General features: G+C 67.1%; 20 protein-coding genes and 3 tRNA genes. 10 read left to right on the plus strand and 13 right to left on the minus strand.

The genetic code is table 11. From position 1 onward, the window contains the following. Window positions 1-40: 40 nt before the first annotated feature. The 3 genes from AMD30_RS15380 to AMD30_RS15390 are packed head-to-tail and all read right to left on the minus strand — an operon-like array spanning window position 41 to window position 3295. The gene (locus tag AMD30_RS15380) at window positions 41-1027 is read right to left on the minus strand and encodes a transketolase family protein (protein ID WP_014925711.1); all 987 of its coding nucleotides are present in this window, start codon (window positions 1025-1027) and stop codon (window positions 41-43) included. Between the two features lies 1 nt (window position 1028). Next, window positions 1029-1919 carry a transketolase gene (locus tag AMD30_RS15385; protein WP_055476212.1) on the minus strand — a complete coding sequence of 297 codons (891 nt, stop codon included), beginning with the start codon at window positions 1917-1919 and terminating at the stop codon, window positions 1029-1031. Then, window positions 1916-3295, minus strand: a complete 1380-nt coding sequence (locus AMD30_RS15390; RefSeq protein ID WP_055476213.1) for an MFS transporter — start codon at window positions 3293-3295, stop codon at window positions 1916-1918. Before AMD30_RS15390 ends, AMD30_RS15385 begins: the two co-directional genes overlap by 4 nt. 167 nt (window positions 3296-3462) lie before the next feature. On the opposite strand from AMD30_RS15390, the gene AMD30_RS15395 reads away from it, so the two are divergent. The 8 genes from AMD30_RS15395 (at window position 3463) to AMD30_RS15430 (ending at window position 10973) form a co-directional block, all read left to right on the plus strand. Then, window positions 3463-4308 carry a sugar phosphate isomerase/epimerase family protein gene (locus AMD30_RS15395; RefSeq protein ID WP_055476214.1) on the plus strand — a complete coding sequence of 282 codons (846 nt, stop codon included), beginning with the start codon at window positions 3463-3465 and terminating at the stop codon, window positions 4306-4308. A 27-nt stretch (window positions 4309-4335) separates the two neighbouring features. Continuing rightward, window positions 4336-5106 (plus strand): SDR family NAD(P)-dependent oxidoreductase, encoded by a 771-nt coding sequence (locus AMD30_RS15400; RefSeq protein WP_055476215.1) that lies wholly within the window; start codon window positions 4336-4338, stop codon window positions 5104-5106. A gap of 124 nt (window positions 5107-5230) precedes the next feature. Then, a complete protein-coding gene (locus AMD30_RS15405; RefSeq protein ID WP_055476216.1) occupies window positions 5231-5812 on the plus strand; it encodes a TetR/AcrR family transcriptional regulator in 582 nt (193 codons plus the stop codon). Continuing rightward, window positions 5805-7361, plus strand: coding sequence for a flavin-containing monooxygenase (locus AMD30_RS15410; protein ID WP_055476217.1), 1557 nt, complete (start codon window positions 5805-5807; stop codon window positions 7359-7361). The genes AMD30_RS15405 and AMD30_RS15410 overlap by 8 nt, the downstream gene beginning before the upstream one ends. Then, window positions 7358-9076: a GMC family oxidoreductase N-terminal domain-containing protein gene (locus AMD30_RS15415; RefSeq protein ID WP_055476218.1), complete on the plus strand. Its 1719-nt coding sequence runs from the start codon at window positions 7358-7360 to the stop codon at window positions 9074-9076. Before AMD30_RS15410 ends, AMD30_RS15415 begins: the two co-directional genes overlap by 4 nt. A 348-nt stretch (window positions 9077-9424) precedes the next feature. Continuing rightward, complete coding sequence (locus tag AMD30_RS15420; RefSeq protein WP_055476219.1) at window positions 9425-9709, plus strand: GIY-YIG nuclease family protein; 285 nt, start codon at window positions 9425-9427, stop codon at window positions 9707-9709. Window positions 9710-9752: 43 nt separating this feature from the next. Then, the gene (locus AMD30_RS15425) at window positions 9753-10382 is read left to right on the plus strand and encodes an alpha-ketoglutarate-dependent dioxygenase AlkB (RefSeq protein WP_055476220.1); all 630 of its coding nucleotides are present in this window, start codon (window positions 9753-9755) and stop codon (window positions 10380-10382) included. A 72-nt stretch (window positions 10383-10454) separates the two neighbouring features. Further along, entirely contained in the window at window positions 10455-10973 is a 519-nt protein-coding gene (locus AMD30_RS15430) for a hypothetical protein (protein WP_055476221.1), read from the plus strand. Between the two features lie 5 nt (window positions 10974-10978). On the opposite strand, the gene AMD30_RS15435 is transcribed toward AMD30_RS15430, so the two are convergent. The 7 genes from AMD30_RS15435 to AMD30_RS15465 form a co-directional block, all read right to left on the minus strand. Continuing rightward, the gene (locus AMD30_RS15435) at window positions 10979-11302 is read right to left on the minus strand and encodes a hypothetical protein (protein ID WP_010844152.1); all 324 of its coding nucleotides are present in this window, start codon (window positions 11300-11302) and stop codon (window positions 10979-10981) included. Beyond that, window positions 11299-11634 carry a hypothetical protein gene (locus AMD30_RS15440; protein ID WP_035718051.1) on the minus strand — a complete coding sequence of 112 codons (336 nt, stop codon included), beginning with the start codon at window positions 11632-11634 and terminating at the stop codon, window positions 11299-11301. The genes AMD30_RS15435 and AMD30_RS15440 overlap by 4 nt, the downstream gene beginning before the upstream one ends. Before the next feature lie 669 nt (window positions 11635-12303). Further along, entirely contained in the window at window positions 12304-13194 is an 891-nt protein-coding gene (locus AMD30_RS15445) for an oxidoreductase (protein WP_055476222.1), read from the minus strand. 121 nt (window positions 13195-13315) lie between these two features. After that, on the minus strand, window positions 13316-15031 hold the full coding sequence (locus AMD30_RS15450) for an adenylate/guanylate cyclase domain-containing protein (RefSeq protein ID WP_055476223.1): 1716 nt from the start codon (window positions 15029-15031) through the stop codon (window positions 13316-13318). A 158-nt stretch (window positions 15032-15189) separates the two neighbouring features. Beyond that, entirely contained in the window at window positions 15190-15741 is a 552-nt protein-coding gene (locus tag AMD30_RS15455; protein WP_010844148.1) for a YceI family protein, read from the minus strand. Between the two features lie 99 nt (window positions 15742-15840). Beyond that, window positions 15841-16443: an NUDIX hydrolase gene (locus tag AMD30_RS15460; RefSeq protein ID WP_055476224.1), complete on the minus strand. Its 603-nt coding sequence runs from the start codon at window positions 16441-16443 to the stop codon at window positions 15841-15843. Then, complete coding sequence (locus AMD30_RS15465; protein WP_055476249.1) at window positions 16440-17483, minus strand: hypothetical protein; 1044 nt, start codon at window positions 17481-17483, stop codon at window positions 16440-16442. The genes AMD30_RS15460 and AMD30_RS15465 overlap by 4 nt, the downstream gene beginning before the upstream one ends. A 239-nt stretch (window positions 17484-17722) precedes the next feature. On the opposite strand from AMD30_RS15465, the gene AMD30_RS15470 reads away from it, so the two are divergent. Both AMD30_RS15470 and AMD30_RS15475 read left to right on the plus strand, forming a co-directional pair. Further along, a complete protein-coding gene (locus tag AMD30_RS15470; RefSeq protein ID WP_055476225.1) occupies window positions 17723-19222 on the plus strand; it encodes a PE-PPE domain-containing protein in 1500 nt (499 codons plus the stop codon). A 237-nt stretch (window positions 19223-19459) separates the two neighbouring features. Continuing rightward, the gene (locus AMD30_RS15475; protein ID WP_055476226.1) at window positions 19460-21076 is read left to right on the plus strand and encodes an HNH endonuclease signature motif containing protein; all 1617 of its coding nucleotides are present in this window, start codon (window positions 19460-19462) and stop codon (window positions 21074-21076) included. Between the two features lie 419 nt (window positions 21077-21495). On the opposite strand, the gene AMD30_RS15485 is transcribed toward AMD30_RS15475, so the two are convergent. The 3 genes from AMD30_RS15485 to AMD30_RS15495 all read right to left on the minus strand — a co-directional run bounded on the left by AMD30_RS15485 (window position 21496) and on the right by AMD30_RS15495 (window position 21798). Beyond that, window positions 21496-21569, minus strand: a tRNA-Phe gene (locus AMD30_RS15485). Window positions 21570-21601: 32 nt separating this feature from the next. Further along, window positions 21602-21678: transfer RNA gene (locus AMD30_RS15490), tRNA-Asp, on the minus strand. Between the two features lie 47 nt (window positions 21679-21725). Further along, a tRNA-Glu gene (locus AMD30_RS15495) sits at window positions 21726-21798 on the minus strand. Between the last annotated feature and the right edge of the window lie 178 nt (window positions 21799-21976).

The raw sequence follows: 21976 nt of genomic DNA on the forward strand, positions 1-21976 counted from the left end.
CGTGCACGGCATGTCCAGAAGGGCGCATGGCAGCCGCCGGTCAGAGTTCGGCGAGGACTCGGGACTCGATGCTGTCGGTGGACAGTCCGTACCGATGGTGCAGGGTCGGCAGCGCGCCGGCGGCGAGGAACTCGTCGGGCAGCGCGATGGCACCGACCTGGACACCGAGTCCGCGTTCGACGACGGCCGCGGCCACGGTCTCGAACAGTCCCCCCACCCGCGTGTGGTTCTCCAGGGTGTAGGCGCGTCGCCCCTTCGCCAGTTCCGCGAGGACAGTGGCCGAGTCGAACGGTTTGATGGTCGGCGTGTGGACGACGCTCACGTCCACGTTGTGCCGCTCGAGCCGCTCGGCGGCCTGCAGCGCACGCATGGTCATCAAACCGGAGGAGACGAACACGACGTCGTTGCCGGGGCGCAGCACCTTCGCCTTGCCCAGTTCGAAGGTGTAGTCGTACTCGTCGAGAACGGTGGCCACCTTGCCGCGCAGCAGGCGCAGGTACGACGGCCCGGGCGCCGCCGCGAGTTGCGGTACGGCCTGTTCCAGGTCGACCGAGTCGCAGGGGTCGACGATGGTGAGGTTCGGCATGCCGCGGAAGATCGCCATGTCCTCGGTGGCCTGGTGGCTCGGGCCGTAACCGGTGGTGAGGCCGGGCAACCCGCCGACGATGTTGACGTTCAGGTTCGGCTCGGCGATGTCGAGGCACAGGAAGTCGTAGGCGCGGCGCGCGGCGAAGACCGAGTAGGTCGACGCGAACGGGATCAGGCCGGTCTCGGCCATACCGGCCGCGGCACCGAACAGCAGCTGCTCGGCCATACCCATCTGGAAGAATCGGTCGGGCATCGCCTGCGCGAGGATGTGCATGTCCGTGTACTTCGCGAGGTCGGCGCTGAGGCCGACGATCCGCGGATCGGCCTCCGCGGCACGAACGAGTGCGTGGCCGAACGGCGCTGCCACGGTTCGCTGACCGGGGTCGACGAACGAGGCGATCATCGCCGACGTCTTGAGTTTCGGTGCGGTGGTGGTCATGTCAAGCCTTCGTACTGTTCGATGTGAAACGTTCGGTGAGCTGGTCGCGGCAGATCTGCCACTCGTGGTCCTCGATCCGCATGAAGTGCGCCTTCTCGCGTTCCTCGAGGATCGTCGCGCCGTAGCCGACTCTGGTGTCGCAGATGACGATCGACGGTATCCCCCGCGGGGTGGCCCGGGAGGTCACGTCGTCGAAGGCCTCGAGGAGCGCTGCCGGATCGTTGCCGTCGACCCGCCGCACGTACCAGCCGGCGGCCTCCCACTTCTGCTCGACCGGTTCGATGTTCAGGATCCCGGCCGTCGGGCCGTCGGCCTGCAGTGCGTTCATGTCGACCATCGCGATCAGGTTGCCCAGTTGATGGTGATGCGCCCCCATGGCAGCCTCCCACGTCGAGCCCTCGTCGAGTTCGCCGTCGGACAGGAAGTTGAAGACCCGGGAGCCCGAACCCTGATGGCGCAGTCCGAGGGCCATCCCGACCGCGACGGTCAGTCCGTGGCCCAGTGAGCCGCCGGAGATCTCCATTCCCGGTGTGTACGAGGCCATCCCGGACATGGGAAGCCGGGAGTCGTCGGCCGCGTAGGTGAGCAGTTCCTCGGTCTCGATGATGCCCGCTGCTGCCAGCGCCGCGTAGAGACCGATGGCGTAGTGCCCCGTCGACAGCAGGAAGCGGTCGCGTTCAGGCCATTCCGGGTCGTCGGCACGGTGACGGAGTCGGCCGGCGTAGACGGTGGCGAAGATGTCGGCGGCACCGAGCGCCTGGCCGACATATCCCTGGCCCTGGACCTCGCCCATGTCGATGACATGGTGGCGCATCCGGTAGGCGAAGTCGGTGACGGCGGACAACCGATCGGTGGTGCCGGCCTCGGCGACGGTGGTGGAGGTGAGAGTCACAGCAGTTCCTTGGTGGGATTGGATACGAATGGGCGTTCGGCGACGAGGTCGTGCTCGGCGGCATCACGCTGTGCGTCGGCGACCATGCGACGCTCTGCGGGGCCCCACGTCTCGCGGGTCAACAGTGCGGCGACGAGGCCGATCGCGGCGTAGGCGGCGAACAGCAGGGCCGGTCCGACCCAGCCGAGCCAGATGAACAGCAGGGTCGTGATGAACGGCGTGAAGCCGGAGACCATGGCCGAGATCTGATAAGCGAGAGAGGCCCCCGAAGCGCGGCGCGCGGCGTCGAACAACTCGGGGAACCACGCGCCCTGCGCACCTGCCAAGGCGTTCTGGCAGACGGCATAGGACAGGATGATCGTCGCGGCGATGAACAGGATCATGCCCGTATTGACCAGCAGGAACATGGGGATCGCGAAGAGTACGGCGAAGGCGCACACACCGATGTAGACCGGGCGCCGGCCGACCTTGTCGGTGAGCGTGGCCCATCCGACGGTGGCGGCCACTCCGATCGCGGACGCGATGCAGAGCGCCGTCAGGGTCTCGCTCTTGGTGGCGAGTTCCTCACTGTGCAGGTACGAGATCATGTAGGTGATCGACACGGCGTAACCGGCGGTCTCGGCGATGCGAAGTCCGATGCCGCGCAGGATGTCTCGCCAGTCGTGCTTGATCGACTCCATCACCGGTGACTTCTCGACCCGGCCCGACTCCTTGACCTCGTCGAAGACCGGGGACTCGGGGACCTTCGCGCGGATGATCAGTCCGACCGCGACCAGCACGATGCTGGCCAGGAACGGCACCCGCCACGCCCAGTCGCCGCCGAGGTGGACGCTGCCGAGGAACACCAGGTTGGCCAGCAGCAGCCCTACCGGGAACCCGGCCTGCACGATGCCGGTGTATCTCCCTTTCGACCGCCACGGCGCGTGCTCGTAGCTCATCAAGATCGCGCCACCCCACTCCGCCCCGAAGGCGAGCCCCTGCACGATACGCACGATGACCAGGAGGATCGGCGCGATCACGCCCACCTGGGCGTAGGTCGGGAGCAGGCCGATGACGAAGGTCGCCAGGCCCATCACGATCAGCGAGGCGACCAGGACCGGTTTGCGGCCGACCCGGTCACCGAGGTGTCCGCCGATGATGCCGCCGATCGGCCGGGCGGCGAATCCCACGCCGAGCGTCGCGAACGCGGCGAGAGTGCCGGCCACCGAACTCTGTCCGGGAAAGAACGCGGTGCCGAAGTACAGGGCCGCAGCCGTACCGAAGCCGATGAAGTCGTAGGTCTCGATCACGGCGCCGACCGAGGAGCCGACGGCAACGCGTTTTGCATCCGGCGTGCCCTCGATCGGGCCGCGCATCTGGAGTGCCGCTGTCGTCATCGCACACCCCTCCTTCGAATAGTGGGTCAAGTTTCTCAGTGAGCGTTGGGCCTCAACAACCACGAGTGTGACCCGTCGCACTTTCATTGACAACAGTCAACGGTTGCCGGTTGACTGTTAGTTCGTCGACCCCTAATGTGTGCTGCATCACGACAAGGAGGTGGGCGATGCGCCATCCGCGACTCGGCTGCTCGACGATCACGTTTCGTCGACTCGATCTCGACCGTGCCCTCGGCACCATCGCCGAGCTGGGTTTTCGCGAGGTCGACCTGGGTTCACTACCGGCGGTGTGCGAACACGTCCCGCTCCGGCTCGACGGCCGGTCCCGATGCCGGGTCGTCACCGCGGTTCGGAACAGCGGACTGGCGGTTCGCTCGATCAACGCCGACATCGGCGATCTGAACCGGCCCGCCACCCGCGCCGAACTCGACGCCGCTCGCGTGCACCTGGACAACCTGCTGGCGCTGGCGACCGATGTGCGGGCGACCGCCGTGGTACTCCCGAACGGCGCGCTCTCCCATGACCCGGTCGAGACGCTGGGCGCCGACCTCGATCGGGTCGCCGACCGGCTGGTCGAGGCAGCCGCAGCCGCCTCGACCTACGGCGTCGAACTGTGGACCGAGTCACTCCACGTTCACCGCTTGTGCTGTACCGCCGAACGCGCGCTGGCACTGGCCGCGCGCCTGGAGGGCAGCACGGTTCGGCACGTCATCGACTTCAGCCACGTCGTCGCCGCCGGGGCCGACCTTGCCGAGACGATCGACGCCCTCGGTCGGGGCATCGCCCACGTCCATCTCCGCGACGCCACTCCCGGCGACATCAACCTCAGCATCGGGCGTGGCGTCGTCGACTTCGCCCAGGGCCTGATCGCATTGCAGCGCAATGCCTTCGACGGTCATCTCACCTTGGAGCTCGAGACACACGACGTCGACGACGCCGATCGTGCGTCAGCCGCGGCGGCGGCCGCCGACACCATCGAATCGCTCCTGAACCTCGACTCCGTCAGTACCTGAACGTCTTTCACAGCAAGGAGATCCACCATGAGCACCCAACGCACCGCCATCGTCACCGGCGCCGCATCCGAGACCGGCCTGGGCCGGGCAACAGCCGCGCGCTACGCCGAGGACGGTTGGGCCGTCGTCGTTCTCGACCTCGACGGCGAGGCATCGGCCAAGGTCGCCGCCGAGATCGGGAACGCCTATGACGTTCCCGCGTTCGGCACCGCCATCGATGTCGCCGACGAGTCCTCGGCCACTCGGGCCCACACGGCCATCGCGGCCGAGGTCGCCTCGGGCGCACTGCCCGCGGTCGGCGCACTCGCCAACATCGCCGGCATCACCTCGCCGGTCCCCTTCCTCGAGACCACCCTCGACCTGTGGAACAGGGTGATGGCGGTCAACGCGACCGGCACCTATCTCGTCACGAAGGCGTTCCTGCCGGACATGATCGACAACGGCTGGGGTCGCATCGTCAACATGTCGTCAGTGTCCGCCGAGCGCGGCGGCGGCGTCTTCGGCAAGGTTCCCTACTCGTCGGCCAAGGCCGCCGTCCTCGGCTTCACCAAGAGTCTCGCGCGCGAGCTCGGCGATTGCGGAGTGACCGTCAACGCCGTCGCGCCCGGCGCCGCCGACACCGCGATCCGGGTCGGCAGCACCGCCGAACAGGAGGCGGCGATCGCCGCGAGCATCCCGCTCGGACGCGTGGCCACCACCCGAGAGGTGGCGTCGGTCATCACCTTCCTGAGCTCCCAGGACGCCGCCTATCTCACCGGCACCACCATCGACATCAACGGCGGAAGCCACATGCACTGACGCACCGTTTCTCCCGTTCAGCGATCCGCCCGGCCACCCCGTACCGGGCGGATCGTTCGTCCCCAGGGCGCCGAGTCAACGAAACTTACAAGCAGTCCGGACTGTTTGTGCTATCGTCGCCGATGTGACCGAGCCCACCCGAACCCCGCGTCGACGCACCCAGGCCGAGCGCACCGCGACAACGCGTGCGCTGATCCTCGACGCGACCGTCGACGCCCTCGTCGACGTCGGTTACGCGGCCACCACCACGCAGGAGGTGAACCGGCGGGCCGGCGTCTCCCGCGGGGCCCTGCTGCACCACTTCCCCACCCGGGAATCGCTCGTGGTCGCCGCCGTCGGACACCTCGTCGAACGCCGGCTGGCAGAGATCCTGTCGCGGCCCCGCACCGGTGACGAGGGTCTGGAAATCCTCATCGAGGCGTTCAGCGGGCCACTGTTCGACGCCGCGCTCGAGTTGTGGGTCGCCGCCCGGTGCGACGTCGGCTTGCGGACCGCGATCATCCCGCTCGAACAGCAGGTGTCCGACGCGCTCGCCGTGGGGTGTGCCGAATTGTTCGGTGACCGCTACACCGCCGCCGAACTCGAACTCTCCATCGAACTCGCACGTGGTCTGGCCGTGTCGCGCATCTTGCGCTCCCCTGACGCCGACCGCGCCCTGCTCGACGATCTCCTGCCCGTCTGGAAGGAACTGCTGACCCATGACTGACACCAGTCTCGCTCCCCTGCACGAGAACACGCTGCCCCGACGCGTCGACGTCCTCGTCGTCGGCGTCGGGTTCGGCGGACTCGCGGCCCTGCACAGGCTCCGCACAGATCATCCGCAACTGCAGACCCTGGCCATCGAACGCGCCGACGGCGCAGGCGGCGTCTGGCGGGAGAACGATTACCCGGGAGCGGCGTGCGATGTCCCGACGTCGCTGTACTCCCTGTCCTTCGCGCCGAACCCGGACTGGTCCAACACCTACGGTCGACGCCACGAGATCCACCGCTATCTGCGTTCGGTCGCAGCCGGTTTCGCCGATCAGGTCCGCTACAACTGTGGCCTGACGTCGGCACGGTGGGACGGCGGCGAACAGGAGTGGGTCGTGTCGACGACCGACGGCGAGATCCGGTGCCGCTACCTGGTCGCCGCACCCGGCGCCCTCTCGGAACCGGGACTGCCGGCCGTCGCCGGCGCCGATGAGTTCACCGGCACGATGTTCCACTCCGCGCAATGGGACCACTCCCACGACCTGCGCGGCCGCCGCGTCGCGATCGTCGGCACCGGCGCGTCGGCGATCCAGATCGTGCCCGAGATCGTCGACGAGGTAGGACATCTGACGGTCTTCCAGCGCACTCCCGCCTGGGTGGTGCCGCGTCTGGACCGCAACATCGGCACGCTCGAGCGCGCGCTCTATCGTCGCGTTCCCGGAGTCCACCGGCTCGTCCGGAGGATGGTGTGGACCTATCGCGAGGCCTACGTGCTCATGATGGCCCGCAATCCCAAGCTGCTCCCGATCGCGAAGACCATCGCCCTGGCACAGCTGCGCGTCCAGGTCCGCGACCGCGCCCTACGTCGTCGGCTCACCCCCGACTACACCATCGGTTGCAAGCGGATGCTGTTGACCAACAAGTGGTTTCCCGCGCTCCAGCGCGACAACGCCACCGTGACCGGCGCGATCACCCGCCTCACCGCGCGTGGCGCCGTCGACGACCAGGGCCGCGAACACGAGGTCGACACAGTCGTGTTCGCAACCGGGTTCACCCCCACCGAACCGCCGATCGCGTCGGCGATCACCGGACGCGACGGCCGCACCCTCGCCCAGGCGTGGGCCGGTTCGCCCCGCGCCTACCGCGGGGTCGAGATCCACGGCTTCCCCAACCTGTTCTTCCTGTACGGCCCCAACACCAACCTGGGCCACAGCTCGATCGTGCTGATGCTGGAACCGCAGGCGTACTACATGAGCAAGGCACTCGCCGAACTGTCCCGCAGCGGCCGTTCGGCGGTCGAGGTCACCGAAGCCGCCCAGGATCGCTACAACTCCGACCTCGACCCCGAACTCGAACGCACGGTGTGGAATTCGGGCGGATGCTCGAGCTGGTACCTCGACTCCACCGGACGCAACTCGGTGATGTGGCCGAAGTTCACGAGCGACTTCCGTCGGATGATGTCGTCGTTCGACCCCGCCGACCACCGGTTCGACGATGCAATCCCCGCCGCCGCATCCGTGCACAGCGCCACCGAGACCGACACCGAGAGGACCGTCGCACCGTGAGTTCCACCCCTGACCACTACGACGCGATCGTCATCGGCTCCGGTTTCGGCGGTTCGGTTGCGGCCCTGCGACTCACCGAGAAGGGTTACCGGGTCGCCGTCGTCGAGTCCGGACGCCGTTTCACCGACGGCGATCTGCCCAAGACGAGTTGGCGCCTCAAGGACTATGTGTGGGCGCCCGCGCTCGGACTGTTCGGTGTGCAGCGCATGCATCTGCTGCGCGACGTCCTCGTCATGGCCGGCGCCGGCGTCGGCGGCGGATCGCTGAACTACGCGAACACCCTGTACCGGCCGCTGCCCGCCTTCTTCGACGACCCGCACTGGGGGTCGATCACCGACTGGGCGTCCGAGCTAGACCCGTACTACGACCAGGCCTCGCGCATGCTCGGCGTGACCACCTATCCGAAGGTGACGCCCGCCGACCGCGTGATCCGCAAGGTCGCCGAGGAGATGGGTGTCGGCGACACCTTCGTCCACACCCCGGTCGGCGTGTTCTTCGGCGAGGCGGGCAAGACCGTCGACGACCCGTTCTTCGGCGGCGCCGGCCCCGCGCGCACCGGGTGCACCGATTGCGGTGCATGCATGACGGGATGTCCGGTGGGAGCGAAGAACACCCTCGTCAAGAACTATCTCTACCTGGCCGAACAGGCCGGCGCCGAGATCATCCCGATGACGACCGTCGACACCGTCCGGCCGCGTTCGCGCGGTGGTTACGTCGTGGAGTCGCACCGGTCGGGCCGTCGCTGGTCACGCCGCGGACGCCGCACGTTCACCGCCGATCACGTGGTGTTCGCCGCAGGCACCTACGGCACCAACAAGCTGCTGCTGAACATGCAGCAGGGCGGCCACCTGCCCGGGCTGTCGTCTCGCCTGGGCAAGGTGGTCCGCACCAACTCCGAGGCGGTCCTGGCCGCCACCGCCCGCGACCTCGAGACCGACTACACCGAGGGTGTGGCGATCACGTCGTCGTTCCATCCCAATGCGCACACCCACATCGAGCCGGTGCGATACGGCAAGGGCAGCAACCTGATCGGCCTGCTGCAGGCCATCCTCGTCGACGGCGACGGACGCCTGCCGCGCCCGTTGCAGGCACTCGTCGAGATGGTCCGCCATCCGCTGATCACACTTCGTGGCCTCTCCGTCCACCGCTGGTCGGAGCGCACGATCATCGCGCTCGTCATGCAGACGGCCGACAACTCCCTCGAACTGTTCTCCCGCCGAGGCCGATTCGGCCCGATGCTGCGCAGTAGGCAGGGTGCGGGCGATCCGCCGCCGACATGGATTCCGGAAGGGCACGACGCGGTGCGCGCCGTCGCGCGCGAGATCGACGGCGACGCGGGCGGTTCCATCGTCGACCTGCTGAACATCCCGATGACCGCGCACTTCCTGGGCGGTTGTTCGATCGGGCGGTCGGCGCAGGACGGTGTGGTGGATCCGTACCACCGAGTGTTCAACCACCCGGGCCTGCACGTCGTCGACGGTGCGACCGTCTCCGCCAACCTCGGTGTCAACCCGTCACTGACGATCACCGCGCAGGCCGAACGCGCGCTGGCGATGTGGCCGAATGCCGGCGAGGCCGACCCACGACCCGAACTCGGCGCGTCGTACCGGCCGGTCGAGCCGGTCGAGCCCCATCACCCGACCGTGCCGGCGCACGCACCCGGCGCGCTCCGCCTCCCGATCACGCCGGTGTCCAACACTTCACGCGCTGGTTGAGCCGGTTCCCCTCCGCTGGTTGAGCTGGCAGCCAGCCCCCCCGCTGGTTGAGCTGGCAGCCAGCCCCCCGCTGGTTGAGCCGGCAGCCAGCCCCCCCCGCTGGTTGAGCCGGCACCGAGCGCAGCGAGGCGCCGAGTCGAAACCACCTGGTGACACCCACTGGTTGAGCTCGCCGCCACCCACTGCTGGTTGAGCCGGCACCGAGCGAAGCGAGGCGCCGAGTCGAAGCCACCTGGTGACCCAAACGCCGGAACTCACCCCACACGGCACCTGTGGAAACTCTCGCCGCTCACCGTCGGCTGTGGAAACCTTGGCTGATTCGTCGCAGCCATCCTCGACAGTCGTCCCATGCCCGGATTCCTCTACATCCTCGAATGCTCAGACGGCACTCTCTACGTCGGCAGCACCCGCAACGTCGAGCACCGCGTCGACCAGCATCAGACCGGGAATGGATCGCGGTACACGCGGCCTCGTCGGCCGGTTCGGCTTGTGTACCAGCAGGAGTTCCCGCACATCGGCGAGGCCTACACAGCGGAACGCCGGGTTCACGGATGGTCTCGCGCGAAACGCATCGCGCTCGTCGAAGGGAAGTTCGACCTGCTTCCTAAACTGTCGCGGTCGGACACAGGATAGAGATCAGTCGAACACATGTGCGAAAACGGTGTAGACTGCGCTCATGTCTGTCGGCACTCAGGGCTCGTTGTTCTCGGAACAGTCTGCGGAGCCAATACTCGGCGATCTGTCGGCCTCGCTCTCGCGTCGTCCACTGACCGAGGGGGCATGGGTTGATCTTTGCCCCGGTTGGATCGGCGGGGCCGACGTACTCTTCGACCGGCTCCGCGAGTCCGTCCCCTGGCGCGCCGAGCGTCGTCGTATGTACGAACGGGTCGTCGAGGTACCGCGGCTCGTCTCGATATACCAGGCCGATCACCGATTCCCCGACCCGATCATCGCCGAGGCTCGCACCGCCCTGACCGAGCACTACCGCGATGAACTGCCAGAGGGATTCGCGACAGCCGGGATAAGCCTCTATCGCGACGGCGAGGACTCAGTCGCGTGGCACGGCGACCGCATCGGTCGAGCATCCACACACGACACCATGGTTGCCATCATCTCTCTCGGTGCCCCTCGGCCCCTGATGCTCAGACCCCGCGGTGGCGGGCGGTCGCTGAAGTTCACCCTCTCCTCGGGCGATCTACTCGTGATGGGCGGAAGTTGTCAACGCACCTGGGAACACGCAGTGCCCAAGGTTCGCGGCGTCGGCGCGCGGATCAGCATTCAATTGAGGCCGCCCGGGGTGTGGTGATCACCAACCACGCACACGAGGGAGGTCGTGCTTTAATCATTTCGTTATAAACCGCGAGGACCGAGAGAAGCCATGAAGCGCACCCGTATCGCCGCCGCCCTGCTCGCCGCCGCCGCCCTGGCCCTGCCGGTCGCGCCGGCGGCCGCCAATCCGCTCGACACGCTGTTCGGCAGCGCCAGCGGCAGCCTCGACTCCGGAAGTGCCGCGCTCGGCTCGTCGGGAGGCGACAAGGTGACGCACTACGGCAAGCTCGGCCGTCCCGGCGCACCGAACGGCATCAAGTCGATCAACGTGTGGGTCTACACGCCCGACAAGACCCCGGCGGTCGTGCCGAACACCTTCCCGAAGAACTCGCGACTGGGTGTGCGCTGGAACTCGATCATCGACGCGGGGCCGATCGTCGACGGCAACGAGTGCCGGATGGAGGTCCGCCTGGCCGGACCCAAGGTCCCCAAGCAGGCCGCACTGTTCAAGACTCAGGACTGCACCGCGGTCAAGTCCTACTTCTTCAAGGGCGCGGGCGACTTCACCATCCGCGTCACCGACACCATCTCCGGCGCGTCGAACAGCATCGCTTTCAGCGTCCAGTAACTGCCTCAGCGCACCCCGACGAAGACCTGGATGGGGAGAATGCACTCCCCCGCTCTCGTGGGCGCCCCGATGGTCACGACGGACAGTTGGCCCGGGCTTCTCCAGGGCCCGTAGGCACCGAATGTCGTGGCGGCGAGCGACGGAACGATGCAGCCCATCTCCACCCGATGCTCCCCGGTACCACCACTGCAGTACGACGCCGAGACGACAATCGGCGACCCCGCCACGCAACCGGTGGATTCGGCTGATGCCGGCGCCGCGGCCATCGTCGCCAGCGCAGCGCCGCCGACGTACACGGCGCCGGCGGCCAGGATGCGCGCGAAGATCACCGCACGCCAGTGATCGCGAGGATCGGAAGTATGCAGTCTCCTACGTTCGTCGGTGCGCCGATGGTCACGACCGACAACTGCCCCGGGGCGCGCCAAGGACCGTTGGCGGTCGTGAATGTCGCGACGAGAGTCGAGTCGAGGCAAGCGGATTGCACCCGGTGCTCCCCCGTGCCGCCGCTGCAATACGACGCGGCGACGACGACGGCTGCCCCGGCGACACAGCCGGTGGGCTCGGCCGATGCGGGCGGTGCTGTGAGCGTGGTCAAGGCCGCGCCGGCCGCGCACACCCCTCCGGCAAGCAGGACGCGCGCGATTCGTTTCGAGATAGGCATGGGCTTGATGCTAGAGAACGGTGCGCCCGAAATTCGCTACCTCGAACAGTATTGGTCTGTTCGTGGGAACGGCCTGCCCGAGTGCGTGGCGGTCCTGCGAACGAGCGTTGACGCGCCCACGCCTCCTTCGTCCGTCCGGGGGATGGTGGCGCAGCAACGGGCTCGTTAGGGTCGGTGACGGCGCGCAGGCGCCGGCATACCCCATCTACGACAGGCGATTGACTAATGACGAAGTCCGTTGTGCGACGCGCGATTGCTGCATCCGTCTTATCCGCAGCGGCCGTAGTGGGAACGTGGAGCAACGTTGGCGAAGCCCACGCAGCGACAGGCCACGTATACATCTCGTTCCCCACCTGGCAGGGAAACTGCCCAGCGGGTGGCAGCGTTCGGGCGATCAACGGCTCCGTCACCGGGACCACACAGGTCTACTCATGGGAGCTGCGAAACTGGGACGTCGGCGATGACCTGATTTATCCCAAGGTTCTTCTCAACAAGCCGAACCGCGCTTCTGTCGGCGTATGGTGCGGAAAGAACGCCAGTTCTCGTCCAGGTGTGCTGGCCAGGGCGAGCCACGCAGTCTCCGTCGTCGTCACTCCCAAACGAAACAACCAGACCATCTGGGTCGGTCCGAGAGGGGTGCGATACTGACGGCTCGAGTCGTCACGCCTCTTAGCCCGCGGCGGCGACGTCGAACTTCTCACCCGTCAGTCGCTCCGATTCCTCCCAGAGCGCTGCCCGGAACTGCGCGTCGTCGGCGGCCTTGCGGTAGCTGCTGCGTCCCGGGGCGCCTCGCATACCGAAGAACTCGCTCGGCCCGAAGAACGTCCCGGACTTCAGATCCGGCGTCGTGGCCGCGTACAACTGCGGGAGCGCACCGTCGGCAGCCGGTTGGGCGATGGGCAGCTTGTTGCCGAGCTTCGCGAAGAAGTCGGAGAAATTCTCGCTGCGGCCCTGCAATTCGGTTGCGGCATAACCGGGATGGGCCACCAGCGACTTCTTCGACGACCCGGCGGCGTCGAGTCGCGCGGCGAGCTCCTTGCCGAACATGAGGTTGGCCATCTTGGAGTCGCCGTAGGCGCGCCAGCGCCGGTAGCGCCGCTGCTCCCAGTTCAGGTCGTCGAGCTGGATGCGACCGATCTGATGGACGGTCGACGACACGGTGACCACGCGATCGGAGATCTTCGGCAGCAGTAGCGCGGTCAGCGCGAAGTGGCCGAGATGGTTGGTACCGATCTGCATCTCGAAGCCGTCCGCGGTTCGTCGAAGCGGCACCGCCATGAGACCGGCGTTGTTGACGAGCACATCGGCCCCGGTGACGCCGGCGGCGAAGGTGCGCACCGACTCCAGATCGGCGAGGTCGAGTTTCGCGACAGTCGCCTTCGATCCCAGCTCCGAGGCCACGGCGTCGGCTTTCGCGGTGTTGCGACAGGCGAGCACGACGTCGGCGCCGGCGCGCACGAGCGCCTTCGCCGTCTGGTAGCCGAGTCCGCTGTTGGCACCGGTCACCACGAACGTCCGGCCGGACTGGTCCGGAATGTCTGCTGTCGTCCAACCACTCATCGCGACCCCCTGGGATGCGTTGTCTCGTCCGGCACCGACGCCGGGTCCGTGCGGCCCACGCTATTGACCGGTGGGGACGACGTCAACGAGTCGACTCCGGCGCCGTGAACGTGAAGCGGGGTCATCCGCTGAAGAATGTCATCAGCCGCAACGGATTCGCCCCGACGATCCGCCGGGCGGGCCGCAACAATTCCGCGATCAGATTGGTCGACGACCCGAGACGCTCGACGAGCTGGATCGGCGCGTAGAAGGCGGTGGGCTCCGACCGGCCGCGCATGATCCGCGTGCCGAGAAGCTTCCATTCCTCGGCTTCCTCGCCCGCCGACTCGACGGCGGCACCGCTCGCCAGGGCCGGGATGCGTCCGGTCTTGGCCATGTCGGACAACCGAGCGCACTCGTTGACCGGGTCGCCGATGACGGTGTATTCGTAGCGCCGTTCGGCACCGATGTTTCCGGCGAATGCCTCGCCGTAGGAAACGCCTATCCCCCAACGGATGTCGAGGCTGTTGGCAAGGCGGTCGGCGAGGTCGCGGGCAGCACCCAGCGCGGCACCGGCCGGGTCGTCGATGTCGACGGGTGCACCGAAGACGGCGAGCGCGGCATCGCCCTCGAACTTGTTGACGAAGCCGGAGTGCTGATCGACGACGTCCGCGACGATGCTGAAGAACGCATTGAGCAGGGCGGCGGTGTCATCGGGACTGCGTTGCTGCGCCAGCGCGGTCGATCCGACGATGTCGACGAAGAGGACGCCGACGCGGGTATTGGTTCCGTGCATGCCGACCCCGTCGGAGATCGCGAGATCGGCCACGGTGTCCCCGACGTGTCGCGCGAATATCTCACGCATGCGGTCACGTTCGGCGAGGCCCTCGACCATCTGGTTGAAACCGTGTTGCAGCACACCGAGTTCCGACGAGTCGTAGACGGGGACGCGTGCTCGGTAGTCGCCGTGGTCGACGCGGTGTACCGCGCGGCGCATCTCGGTCAGCGGGTCGGTGATCGCCTGTCCGACAAGCGCGATGACGCGCGCTCCGGACGCCAGACCGACCAGGGTCAGGATCACCGTCGTCCAGTCGACGGCACCGTGGACATCGGGCAGCAGACCGGTCCACCGGCCGGCGTTGACGGTCAGCAGACCGACCATCGGCACCGCCGAACTCACCGCCCACACCGCCAGCATCCGCACGCGCACGCCGTTCATGACGTGATTGGTGGGAAAGTCCTCGAGCACCACGACGGCCAGCGGACGGGCGGCGCGCTCGGCGAACAGATAGGTGAGACAGGCGCTCGACGACCCGGCGAGCGCGAAGGCCACCGCCACCCCGGCGACGGTCGCGGTGGTCAGTTGGTCGGCGATGAGTACGTAGAACAGCACCGCCGCCGACCAGGCCGTCGCGGTGACCACGACTTGGACGATCGGTATCCGCTGGACCGAGCGCCGCCGCGCGTGATCGGCGGGCTCGCAGCTGATGAACCACCGGAGCTGCGGCCGGACGGCGAACAGTCCCAAGATGAGATTGGTGAGGATTCCGACCACGATCGCACCCACGACCACCGGGAAATTGGGCGCGCCCAGCGTCTCGTCGAAGGTGAGTTGTCCGCCGTTGAAGGCCAGTTGGACGAGCAGGAAGGTCTCGACGCCGATCACCGCATTGCTGGCGATCACGGCGGTCATCGCGGTGACGGTGGCGTGGCGAGCGATCTTGCTGCGGATCGGCGGACCGATCCGGGCCCATCCGCGCGGACTCGGGACCGTGGACACGCCCCACAGAAAACCCGCAGTGCGTCGGCGCAGACGTGTCCACGGCGCACCACGACGGGTCCGGCGTGGTCGTCCCATCGGCCTCTCCTGCCTGACGGCGTTCCCCGCAGCCTACCGAAGGGAAAAGGGGCCGAAACCACAAATGGACCGGCACCGCCGCGGGGTGGGCGCGGTGCCGGTCCATCGACCGGTCGGACTCGGGGGTTCCGGTGAGTCCGACCGGGGTCATGCGCGGATCAGGCCTGCAGGGCCTCGATCTCGAGGTTGATGGTGATCTTGTCGCCGACGACGACGCCGCCGCCCTCGAGCGGCATCTCGATGTCGATGCCGAATTCCTTGCGGCTGAGGACGACCTTTGCCTCGAAGCCGGCAACGGTGCCCTGGCCCATGCCCGGGTTGGTGCCCTCGAACTCGAGCTCGAGCGTGACGGGCTTGGTGACACCCTTCAGGGTGAAGTCGCCGTCGAGCAGGTAGTCGTCGCCGTTCTGGCGCACGCCGGTCGACACGAAGGTGGCCGTCGGGAACTTCTCGGCGTCGAAGAAGTCGGCGGACTTGATGTGGCCGTCGCGCTGCTCGTTGCGGGTGTTGATCGAGGTGACGTCGATCTCGGCCTGCACGGAGGGGGTGCCGTTCTCGTCGACGGTGATGGTGCCGGAGAAGTTGTCGAAGCTTCCGCGGACCTTGCTGACCATCAGGTGCTTGACGGAGAAGTTGACCGCCGAGTGCACGGCGTCGATGGTCCAGGTGCCGGCGGGGATGGGTGCCTTGACGGTGGTTGCGGAGGTCATGTCGTGGTCCTTCCAGAGGGGGTTGTCATGCTTCACCTGACACTAACCGGACCACGGTCCGATTTCATCCCTCACTCTGCAGTGATGTGCGTCACACACTCATTTCCAGGCGAACACCGGCTGCTCGAAGCCGTCGACCCGCGTCTGTCGATCCCGCAGGACGACCTCCGCGAACTGGTAGATCACCGCGGCCGTCGGCGCGTGGACGAGGGACCCGACGATCGGCAGCTGGATGACCGGCAGGTCCGACTGCGGGATGGTGAGGAACCGCGGTTCGACGAGCAGTTCTTCGAACGTGACGAAGAACAGCAGCGCCACCTCGTCGGGGTTGGGCGTCGGTTCCTGATACTCCTCGGCCCAGCAGACGATCGGCGTGATCACGAATCCCGAACGTGTCGGATAGTCGTCGAGCGCCCCGAGTACCGAACTCGGCGGCAGTTGAATGCCGAGTTCTTCGTCGAGTTCGCGCAGGCCGGCCGTGACGTGGTCCTCACCGGGGTCCAGCCGGCCGCCGGGGAGTGCGAACTGGGCGGCGTGGCGTCGCATCGTCGGAGGGCGTTTGCACAACCAGATCCCCTGGCGTCCGTCCTTCTCCGCGACCGCGAGCACGACCGAGGCGGCCCGGGCGTCGGGGACATCCGCGGTGCGACGGTCGAAGCCTTCGACGCGGGCGGCGGCCACGGTCCGATCGAGGTGAGTCACACCCTCAGTTGATCATGTCCGTCGTTCGACGTGGCGGCGCGCGCGAGGTGGTAGCTCACGATACTGAGGGCGAACAGCCCGAGGGCGAGGTTGAACAGGGCACCGAACCCTTCGAGCGCGAAGTCGACGAGTGCGTTCGACAGCATGAACACGAGCGCGGCGATCCGAAGCCCGCGCAGCGGCCCGGTCGGTTCGACACCGCGTCGGCGCGCGACCATCGCCGGGAGGGCCAAGGCCAGGGTGACTACCCCGCTGATCAACAGGATCCACGTGGCCGGGGTACTGCCGGTGAGCTCGATGTAGATGTCGAGTTCCTCGCTGCGGTCGCCGGTGAAGTAGAAACTCAGGACGCCGACGACGATGGTGAGGGCGGACCCCACGACCAGCCCCCATCCGACGACCGGGATCCATCGGGGACTCCGGAAGAAGTCCGGGATCAGTCCCACCGCACGGTCGCGGAGCCGCATCAACCGGTCGGGGGTGCCCTCGCTCGACTCGAGGAGCGCTCGGACGTGCCCGATCGTCTCGGTGTCGAGCCCCTTGTCCTCGGCGATCACGAGAAATTCCTCGGCCTGGCGCCGACGACGCTCCGGAAGTCCGTGCGCGACGCCGTCGGCCGCGATCACGGCCGCATTGGCGAGGGCCTCGGCGCCGGTGGGCCGCTTCATATCTCGCACGACGCGGCTGATCAGCAGGATCATCACCACGAGCACGTACATGATCTCCGCCGACGGCCCGTAGAAGTAGTCGTTGGTGCGGGTGACGAATTTGCCGACCTCGTCGAGGAACAGGCCGAAACCGATGCCGCCCAGAATGATCGCGACGATCCGCGGAGTCGCCCCGAGGAACAGCCATCCGGTGATCAGCGCCAGCATCATCAGCGCCCCGCCCCACAGCGCATGCGCGATGTGCAGGGTGCCGCCACCGATCTGCGGATACCCCGTGAGGTGCAGATACAACCGAGTGACGATGATCGTCGCGATCGCGATGATCAGGAACCACTCGACGGCCGCGGTGCCGTACACGCTGCGGACGACCACCGTGGTCGTGCGAGTTCTCATTGGACGAGTATGGACGCTCACCGATCCCGCCGGTCGAAACTCCGCTCGCTGAGCTGGTGAATCTCGTTCCCCTGATCGGGTGAAAACCCGCCGGTAACTTGTCCCGACCGCCTGCACCTGGGGACACTTGATCGAGTTTCGAGATCGCGGAGCGACGATTGGGTATGACAACACGGGGTGTCGCGACGACGCGATATTCACCGGGAGCGGGGAAGAAAATGGCGGGCATTCGACAGGCGCTACGCGCATCTTCGGTGGGGTGCGCGTTGTGCCTCGGCCTCGTCGTTCCGACGGCACTGGCGTCGACCGCGGTTGCGGCACCGGTGCTGTCGCCACAGACGCAGCAGACCATTGCCGAGCTAAACGGTGACGGCGTCTTCCGCCCTGCCGAGCCCGACGACGGGCTCGGGCCGGACTGGCTGTCCACATCGTTTCCCCGAGCGGACGGCAACACGATCGTCGTGGTGACACCCGGAACCGACGACGGCACCCTGTTCCCGCGCATTCAAGGTCTGCGCGCGGGCCGCCAGACCCTGATCATCGACTACCCAGAGGCGCTGGGACCGTTGGTCTCCGGTCGTTCGGGCGCGGTACTGCCGATCTTCGCACCGGGTTACGACGCCTCGCGCGATGTCGCCATCGACAACAACCTGGCCGTCATGCGGGCATTCGCCCAGCAAACCGACGGACAACCGTTTGTCGTGTACACCGGGTACTCCCAGGGAGCTGACGCACTCGGGGATGCTGCGGAAGCGGCCGTCGCCGATGGCACCATCGACGCGTCGAACTCCTTGATCCTGCTGATCTCGGATCCTCGCAGCCCTTGGGGATTGAAGGCCTGGGCCGACGATCACCCTGTCGTCGGCACCGTCTTCGAACTGTTCGGCGCGACCAGCAATGGCGCGCGCGATCCGGGCGCCACCGGCGAAGACCTGCCGGTCACATCGGTCATCGTGGTCGGCGACCCGGTCGCCAACTTCCAGTGGCGAGCGCACCGCCCGCTGTCCTCGCTCCTCGTCAACGGAGCCGGGTTCATCGCCATTCACTCAGGCCTCGGCGAGGAGAACTACGGCAACCTGATCGACTACACCGAACCGCCGACGACCATGCGGAGCCGGGACGGCAACACCACCTACGTCGTCTACCAGCCGAAGCACCACCCACTGACTCTGGTCGCCATGATCCTCAACGACGCCGTGGGCCTCGATCCGAGCGAATCCGACATCGCTCGGTGGGACGCGGTGAACAATGCCTTCTATCCCCTGGTGACGCCGACCCCATCGAACGCCGCAGTACCGGTTGTGGATACGACGTCCCCGCTGGTTGAGCAGGCGACGAGCGCAGCGAGCAGCGTTCCCCCGCTGGTTGAGCAGGCGACGAGCGCAGCGAGGAGCCGTGTCGAAACCACCGCCGAACCACAGATCACCGAGACCGCGGCCGGTGGGCGCCATCGTGCGCCCGAAACCACCGATTCCGGGAGCACGCCCGAAATCGAGGCGCCCACCGAGGGTGGACGCCACCGCCTGACCGGAGTCGGGCGCCATTCCACGGATGCCGAACCCTCGTCCGACAGCACCGAAGCGCCAACCGACGCATCGAGCACACCAGACGTCAGCACACCGGACGCGGACACCGGAAACGACACTCCCGACTCCGAGGCGGATACCGAGACGGACACATCCTCTGACTCGACAGAAAGCGAGTCCGACGCCGCCTGACGCCGGACGCCGCGCCGACGACACTCCCGGCCAGCGCCCCTCGCTGGCTGCGCCGGCGTTGAGCGCGACCTGCAACCCGCCCTTGCCGGTCGCGCCGGCGACGAGCGCAGTCAGTGGCACCTGCTGCTGGCTGCGCCCCGTCGCCAAACCCGCTCTCTCTCAACCGCTTACCGCTCCTGTGGATTGCGATGCGGGGTTGTCGGTGGGGTGGTTTAGATTGGTGGTCAGAGGGCCGGGATGGGGACCGGCCCGCGACAGTCCGGAGTCATCGTGCGGGCATGGACCGATCTACCGAGCGAGTTTCTCGCCGGGATCGATCCTGCCTACGCCGACGAGGACGACATGGTCACCCTGATGAACGGCCTCGGCGCCGGCAGCCGCGGCCTCTCCTACCTTGCGTGGAGCCGATACCAGACGGTCGCGGTCATGTACGACCGACTCGTCGCCGCACGCGAACACACTGACGCCTTTGTGATGGACGGTTACGCCGACTGCGCCGCACGGATCGCGCGCCAGTCGGCCATGTCGCGTCGCCGCGCCGAGATATTGATCGACGAGGCACTGACCCTGCGCGACCGGTTGCCCGAGGTGGCCACGACCCTGCGCGACGGGATCCTCACCGAAGAGCAGATCCGCCTGATCATCTCACGTACCGAACTCATCCCCGCCGACGATCCGATCATCCCGACCGTCGACGCCGAGATCGCCAGGACCATCCGTAACCGCCGAGGCTCGTGGGATCGTTCACGCCTACGCGACATGGTCGACCGACTCATCTTTCGCCACGACCCCGACCTCGTCCGCGAGCGACGCCGCGACGCCCTCGACTCTCGCGGCGTGTGGACCGACAACTTCCACGACGGTGTCGGGGAGATCACCGCTGTCATGTCGGCCGAGAACATCCGGATCAGCGCCAAAGCAGTTCGTATACTGGCAGATTCGGTGTGTGAGCACGACGGCCGCATTCTGGGTGTCCGCACCTCCGATGCGATGTTCGCGTTGCTCACCCGCACCGCGTTCGAATGTCACTGCGACCGTGACGATTGCAGCGCCGCCATTCCCGATGCCGACTCACTCCTCGCCGCCCTCAGGGCCGAGGTCGTCATCCATGTCGTCACCGACGCCGCGACTCTCGCCGGCGCATCCGGGCCCGGGTTCCTCGACGGGTACGGCGTCATCTCCGACGAACACGTCCGCGACCTCGCCGCCCGCGAGGACGCCACGCTGACACCCGTCACCCCCAAACGGACGCGACCCATCCCCGGCGATACCGACCCCGAGGGGGGCACCACAGTCGTCTACCCCGGCGCGCAGCCGTCCGATCCCTATCGCCCGACCTCCGCCTGCGCGGAATTCGTTCGGGTCCGGGACGGGTACTGCACCGAGCCGGGCTGTGAGCGTTCGGCTTTCGAGTGCGATCTCGACCATGTGACCGAGTACGACCACACCAGCCCCGCCCAAGGCGGCGCGACGTCGAGTGACAACCTGAACGCGAAGTGCCGCGCGGGTCATCTCCTCAAGACACATGGCGACTGGGTCGACGAGCAGTACCGCGACGAGGACGGCCGCCTGGTCACCGAGTACGTCACTCCGGAGGGTGTCACCATCCGCGGCGACGCGGAGACCCTGGAGGATCTGTTCCCCAACCTGCGTCGAATCCGGTTCGAACAGGCAGCGCAGGCGCCGCCGTCACCGCGCACGATCGCACCGGACGACGATCCGCGTCCGACCACGAACCGACTCGCCGCGAAACTGGCGCGTCGGCGGGCGGAGCGTGCCCGCAATCGGAAACAGCGCGAAGCCGAACTCGAGGCCGACCGTCAGGACTTCCTCGACAACCCGCCGCCGTTCTGAACTCAGCTCATGAACTGCCGAGGAGAAACGCTGTGACCGCGAAGGCGATCAGCACCAGCGAGATCCCGCACCCCAGCGCCACCTGCTTCGCGGTGGACATGGGTGCGTAAGGGTCCTTGTACTCGTACCTGTACGCCGGATGAGCGGCGTCTTTCTCGGTCGTACTCGGATGATGACTGTATGAGGGTCCACGCGGCGTACCCCCCGGTATCGCGTTCACCGCACAATGATGCCCGCTCGAGCGGCGAACCGCAAAGCCCACCGCGTAGTACGTTCGAGTGAATCTATTGGCGCCGTTGGCTTTTGGGACCATTGACCCACTGTGCATTGACTCACTGCGGGCAAATCCACCCAGGTCGGTCACGCCACTCGCCGCGCAAGAAAAATCCCCAGCAGTTGGACTGCTGGGGATTTGCAGGTGGCCAGAGTCGGGATCGAACCGACGACCTTCCGCTTTTCAGGCGGACGCTCGTACCAACTGAGCTACCTGGCCGGAAGGAACCGATTCAAAGAACCGAAACCTTTTGGCGACCCTGACGGGACTCGAACCCGCGACCTCCGCCGTGACAGGGCGGCGCGCTAACCAACTGCGCCACAGGGCCTTGTTAAATTATCTGCACGGTCCTCGTCGCCGAGTACCGGGCAGGCGTACCCCCTACGGGATTCGAACCCGCGCTACCGCCTTGAAAGGGCGGCGTCCTAGGCCGCTAGACGAAGGGGGCCGGTCGTGTTCTCCGTTGGGAGCTTGGATAGCTTATGACACGTCTCGCGCAAACCACAAATCGCCTGCTCAGGGAGGCAAACGGGCGAAAGTCGCCGCCCCCGCGACACGCACGGAGAGGGGCCCGTTCAGGTCGCCGTCCGACGTTGTAAACTCATCGACGCCCCGGCTCGCCGGGG

The organism is Gordonia sp. HS-NH1, assembly GCF_001418765.1.
Classification (GTDB): Bacteria; Actinomycetota; Actinomycetes; order Mycobacteriales; family Mycobacteriaceae; genus Gordonia.

Bases quoted from the DNA above. Each gene is read 5' to 3' on its own strand.
- AMD30_RS15380 (WP_014925711.1), bottom strand. From the start codon at position 1,027: ATGACCACCACCGCACCGAAACTCAAGACGTCGGCGATGATCGCCTCG.
- AMD30_RS15390 (WP_055476213.1), bottom strand. From the start codon at position 3,295: ATGACGACAGCGGCACTCCAGATGCGCGGCCCGATCGAGGGCACGCCG.
- AMD30_RS15395 (WP_055476214.1), top strand. From the start codon at position 3,463: ATGCGCCATCCGCGACTCGGCTGCTCGACGATCACGTTTCGTCGACTC.
- AMD30_RS15400 (WP_055476215.1), top strand. From the start codon at position 4,336: ATGAGCACCCAACGCACCGCCATCGTCACCGGCGCCGCATCCGAGACC.
- AMD30_RS15410 (WP_055476217.1), top strand. From the start codon at position 5,805: ATGACTGACACCAGTCTCGCTCCCCTGCACGAGAACACGCTGCCCCGA.
- AMD30_RS15420 (WP_055476219.1), top strand. From the start codon at position 9,425: ATGCCCGGATTCCTCTACATCCTCGAATGCTCAGACGGCACTCTCTAC.
- AMD30_RS15425 (WP_055476220.1), top strand. From the start codon at position 9,753: ATGTCTGTCGGCACTCAGGGCTCGTTGTTCTCGGAACAGTCTGCGGAG.
- AMD30_RS15430 (WP_055476221.1), top strand. From the start codon at position 10,455: ATGAAGCGCACCCGTATCGCCGCCGCCCTGCTCGCCGCCGCCGCCCTG.
- AMD30_RS15440 (WP_035718051.1), bottom strand. From the start codon at position 11,634: ATGCCTATCTCGAAACGAATCGCGCGCGTCCTGCTTGCCGGAGGGGTG.
- AMD30_RS15445 (WP_055476222.1), bottom strand. From the start codon at position 13,194: ATGAGTGGTTGGACGACAGCAGACATTCCGGACCAGTCCGGCCGGACG.
- AMD30_RS15450 (WP_055476223.1), bottom strand. From the start codon at position 15,031: ATGGGACGACCACGCCGGACCCGTCGTGGTGCGCCGTGGACACGTCTG.
- AMD30_RS15455 (WP_010844148.1), bottom strand. From the start codon at position 15,741: ATGACCTCCGCAACCACCGTCAAGGCACCCATCCCCGCCGGCACCTGG.
- AMD30_RS15470 (WP_055476225.1), top strand. From the start codon at position 17,723: ATGGCGGGCATTCGACAGGCGCTACGCGCATCTTCGGTGGGGTGCGCG.
- AMD30_RS15475 (WP_055476226.1), top strand. From the start codon at position 19,460: ATGGGGACCGGCCCGCGACAGTCCGGAGTCATCGTGCGGGCATGGACC.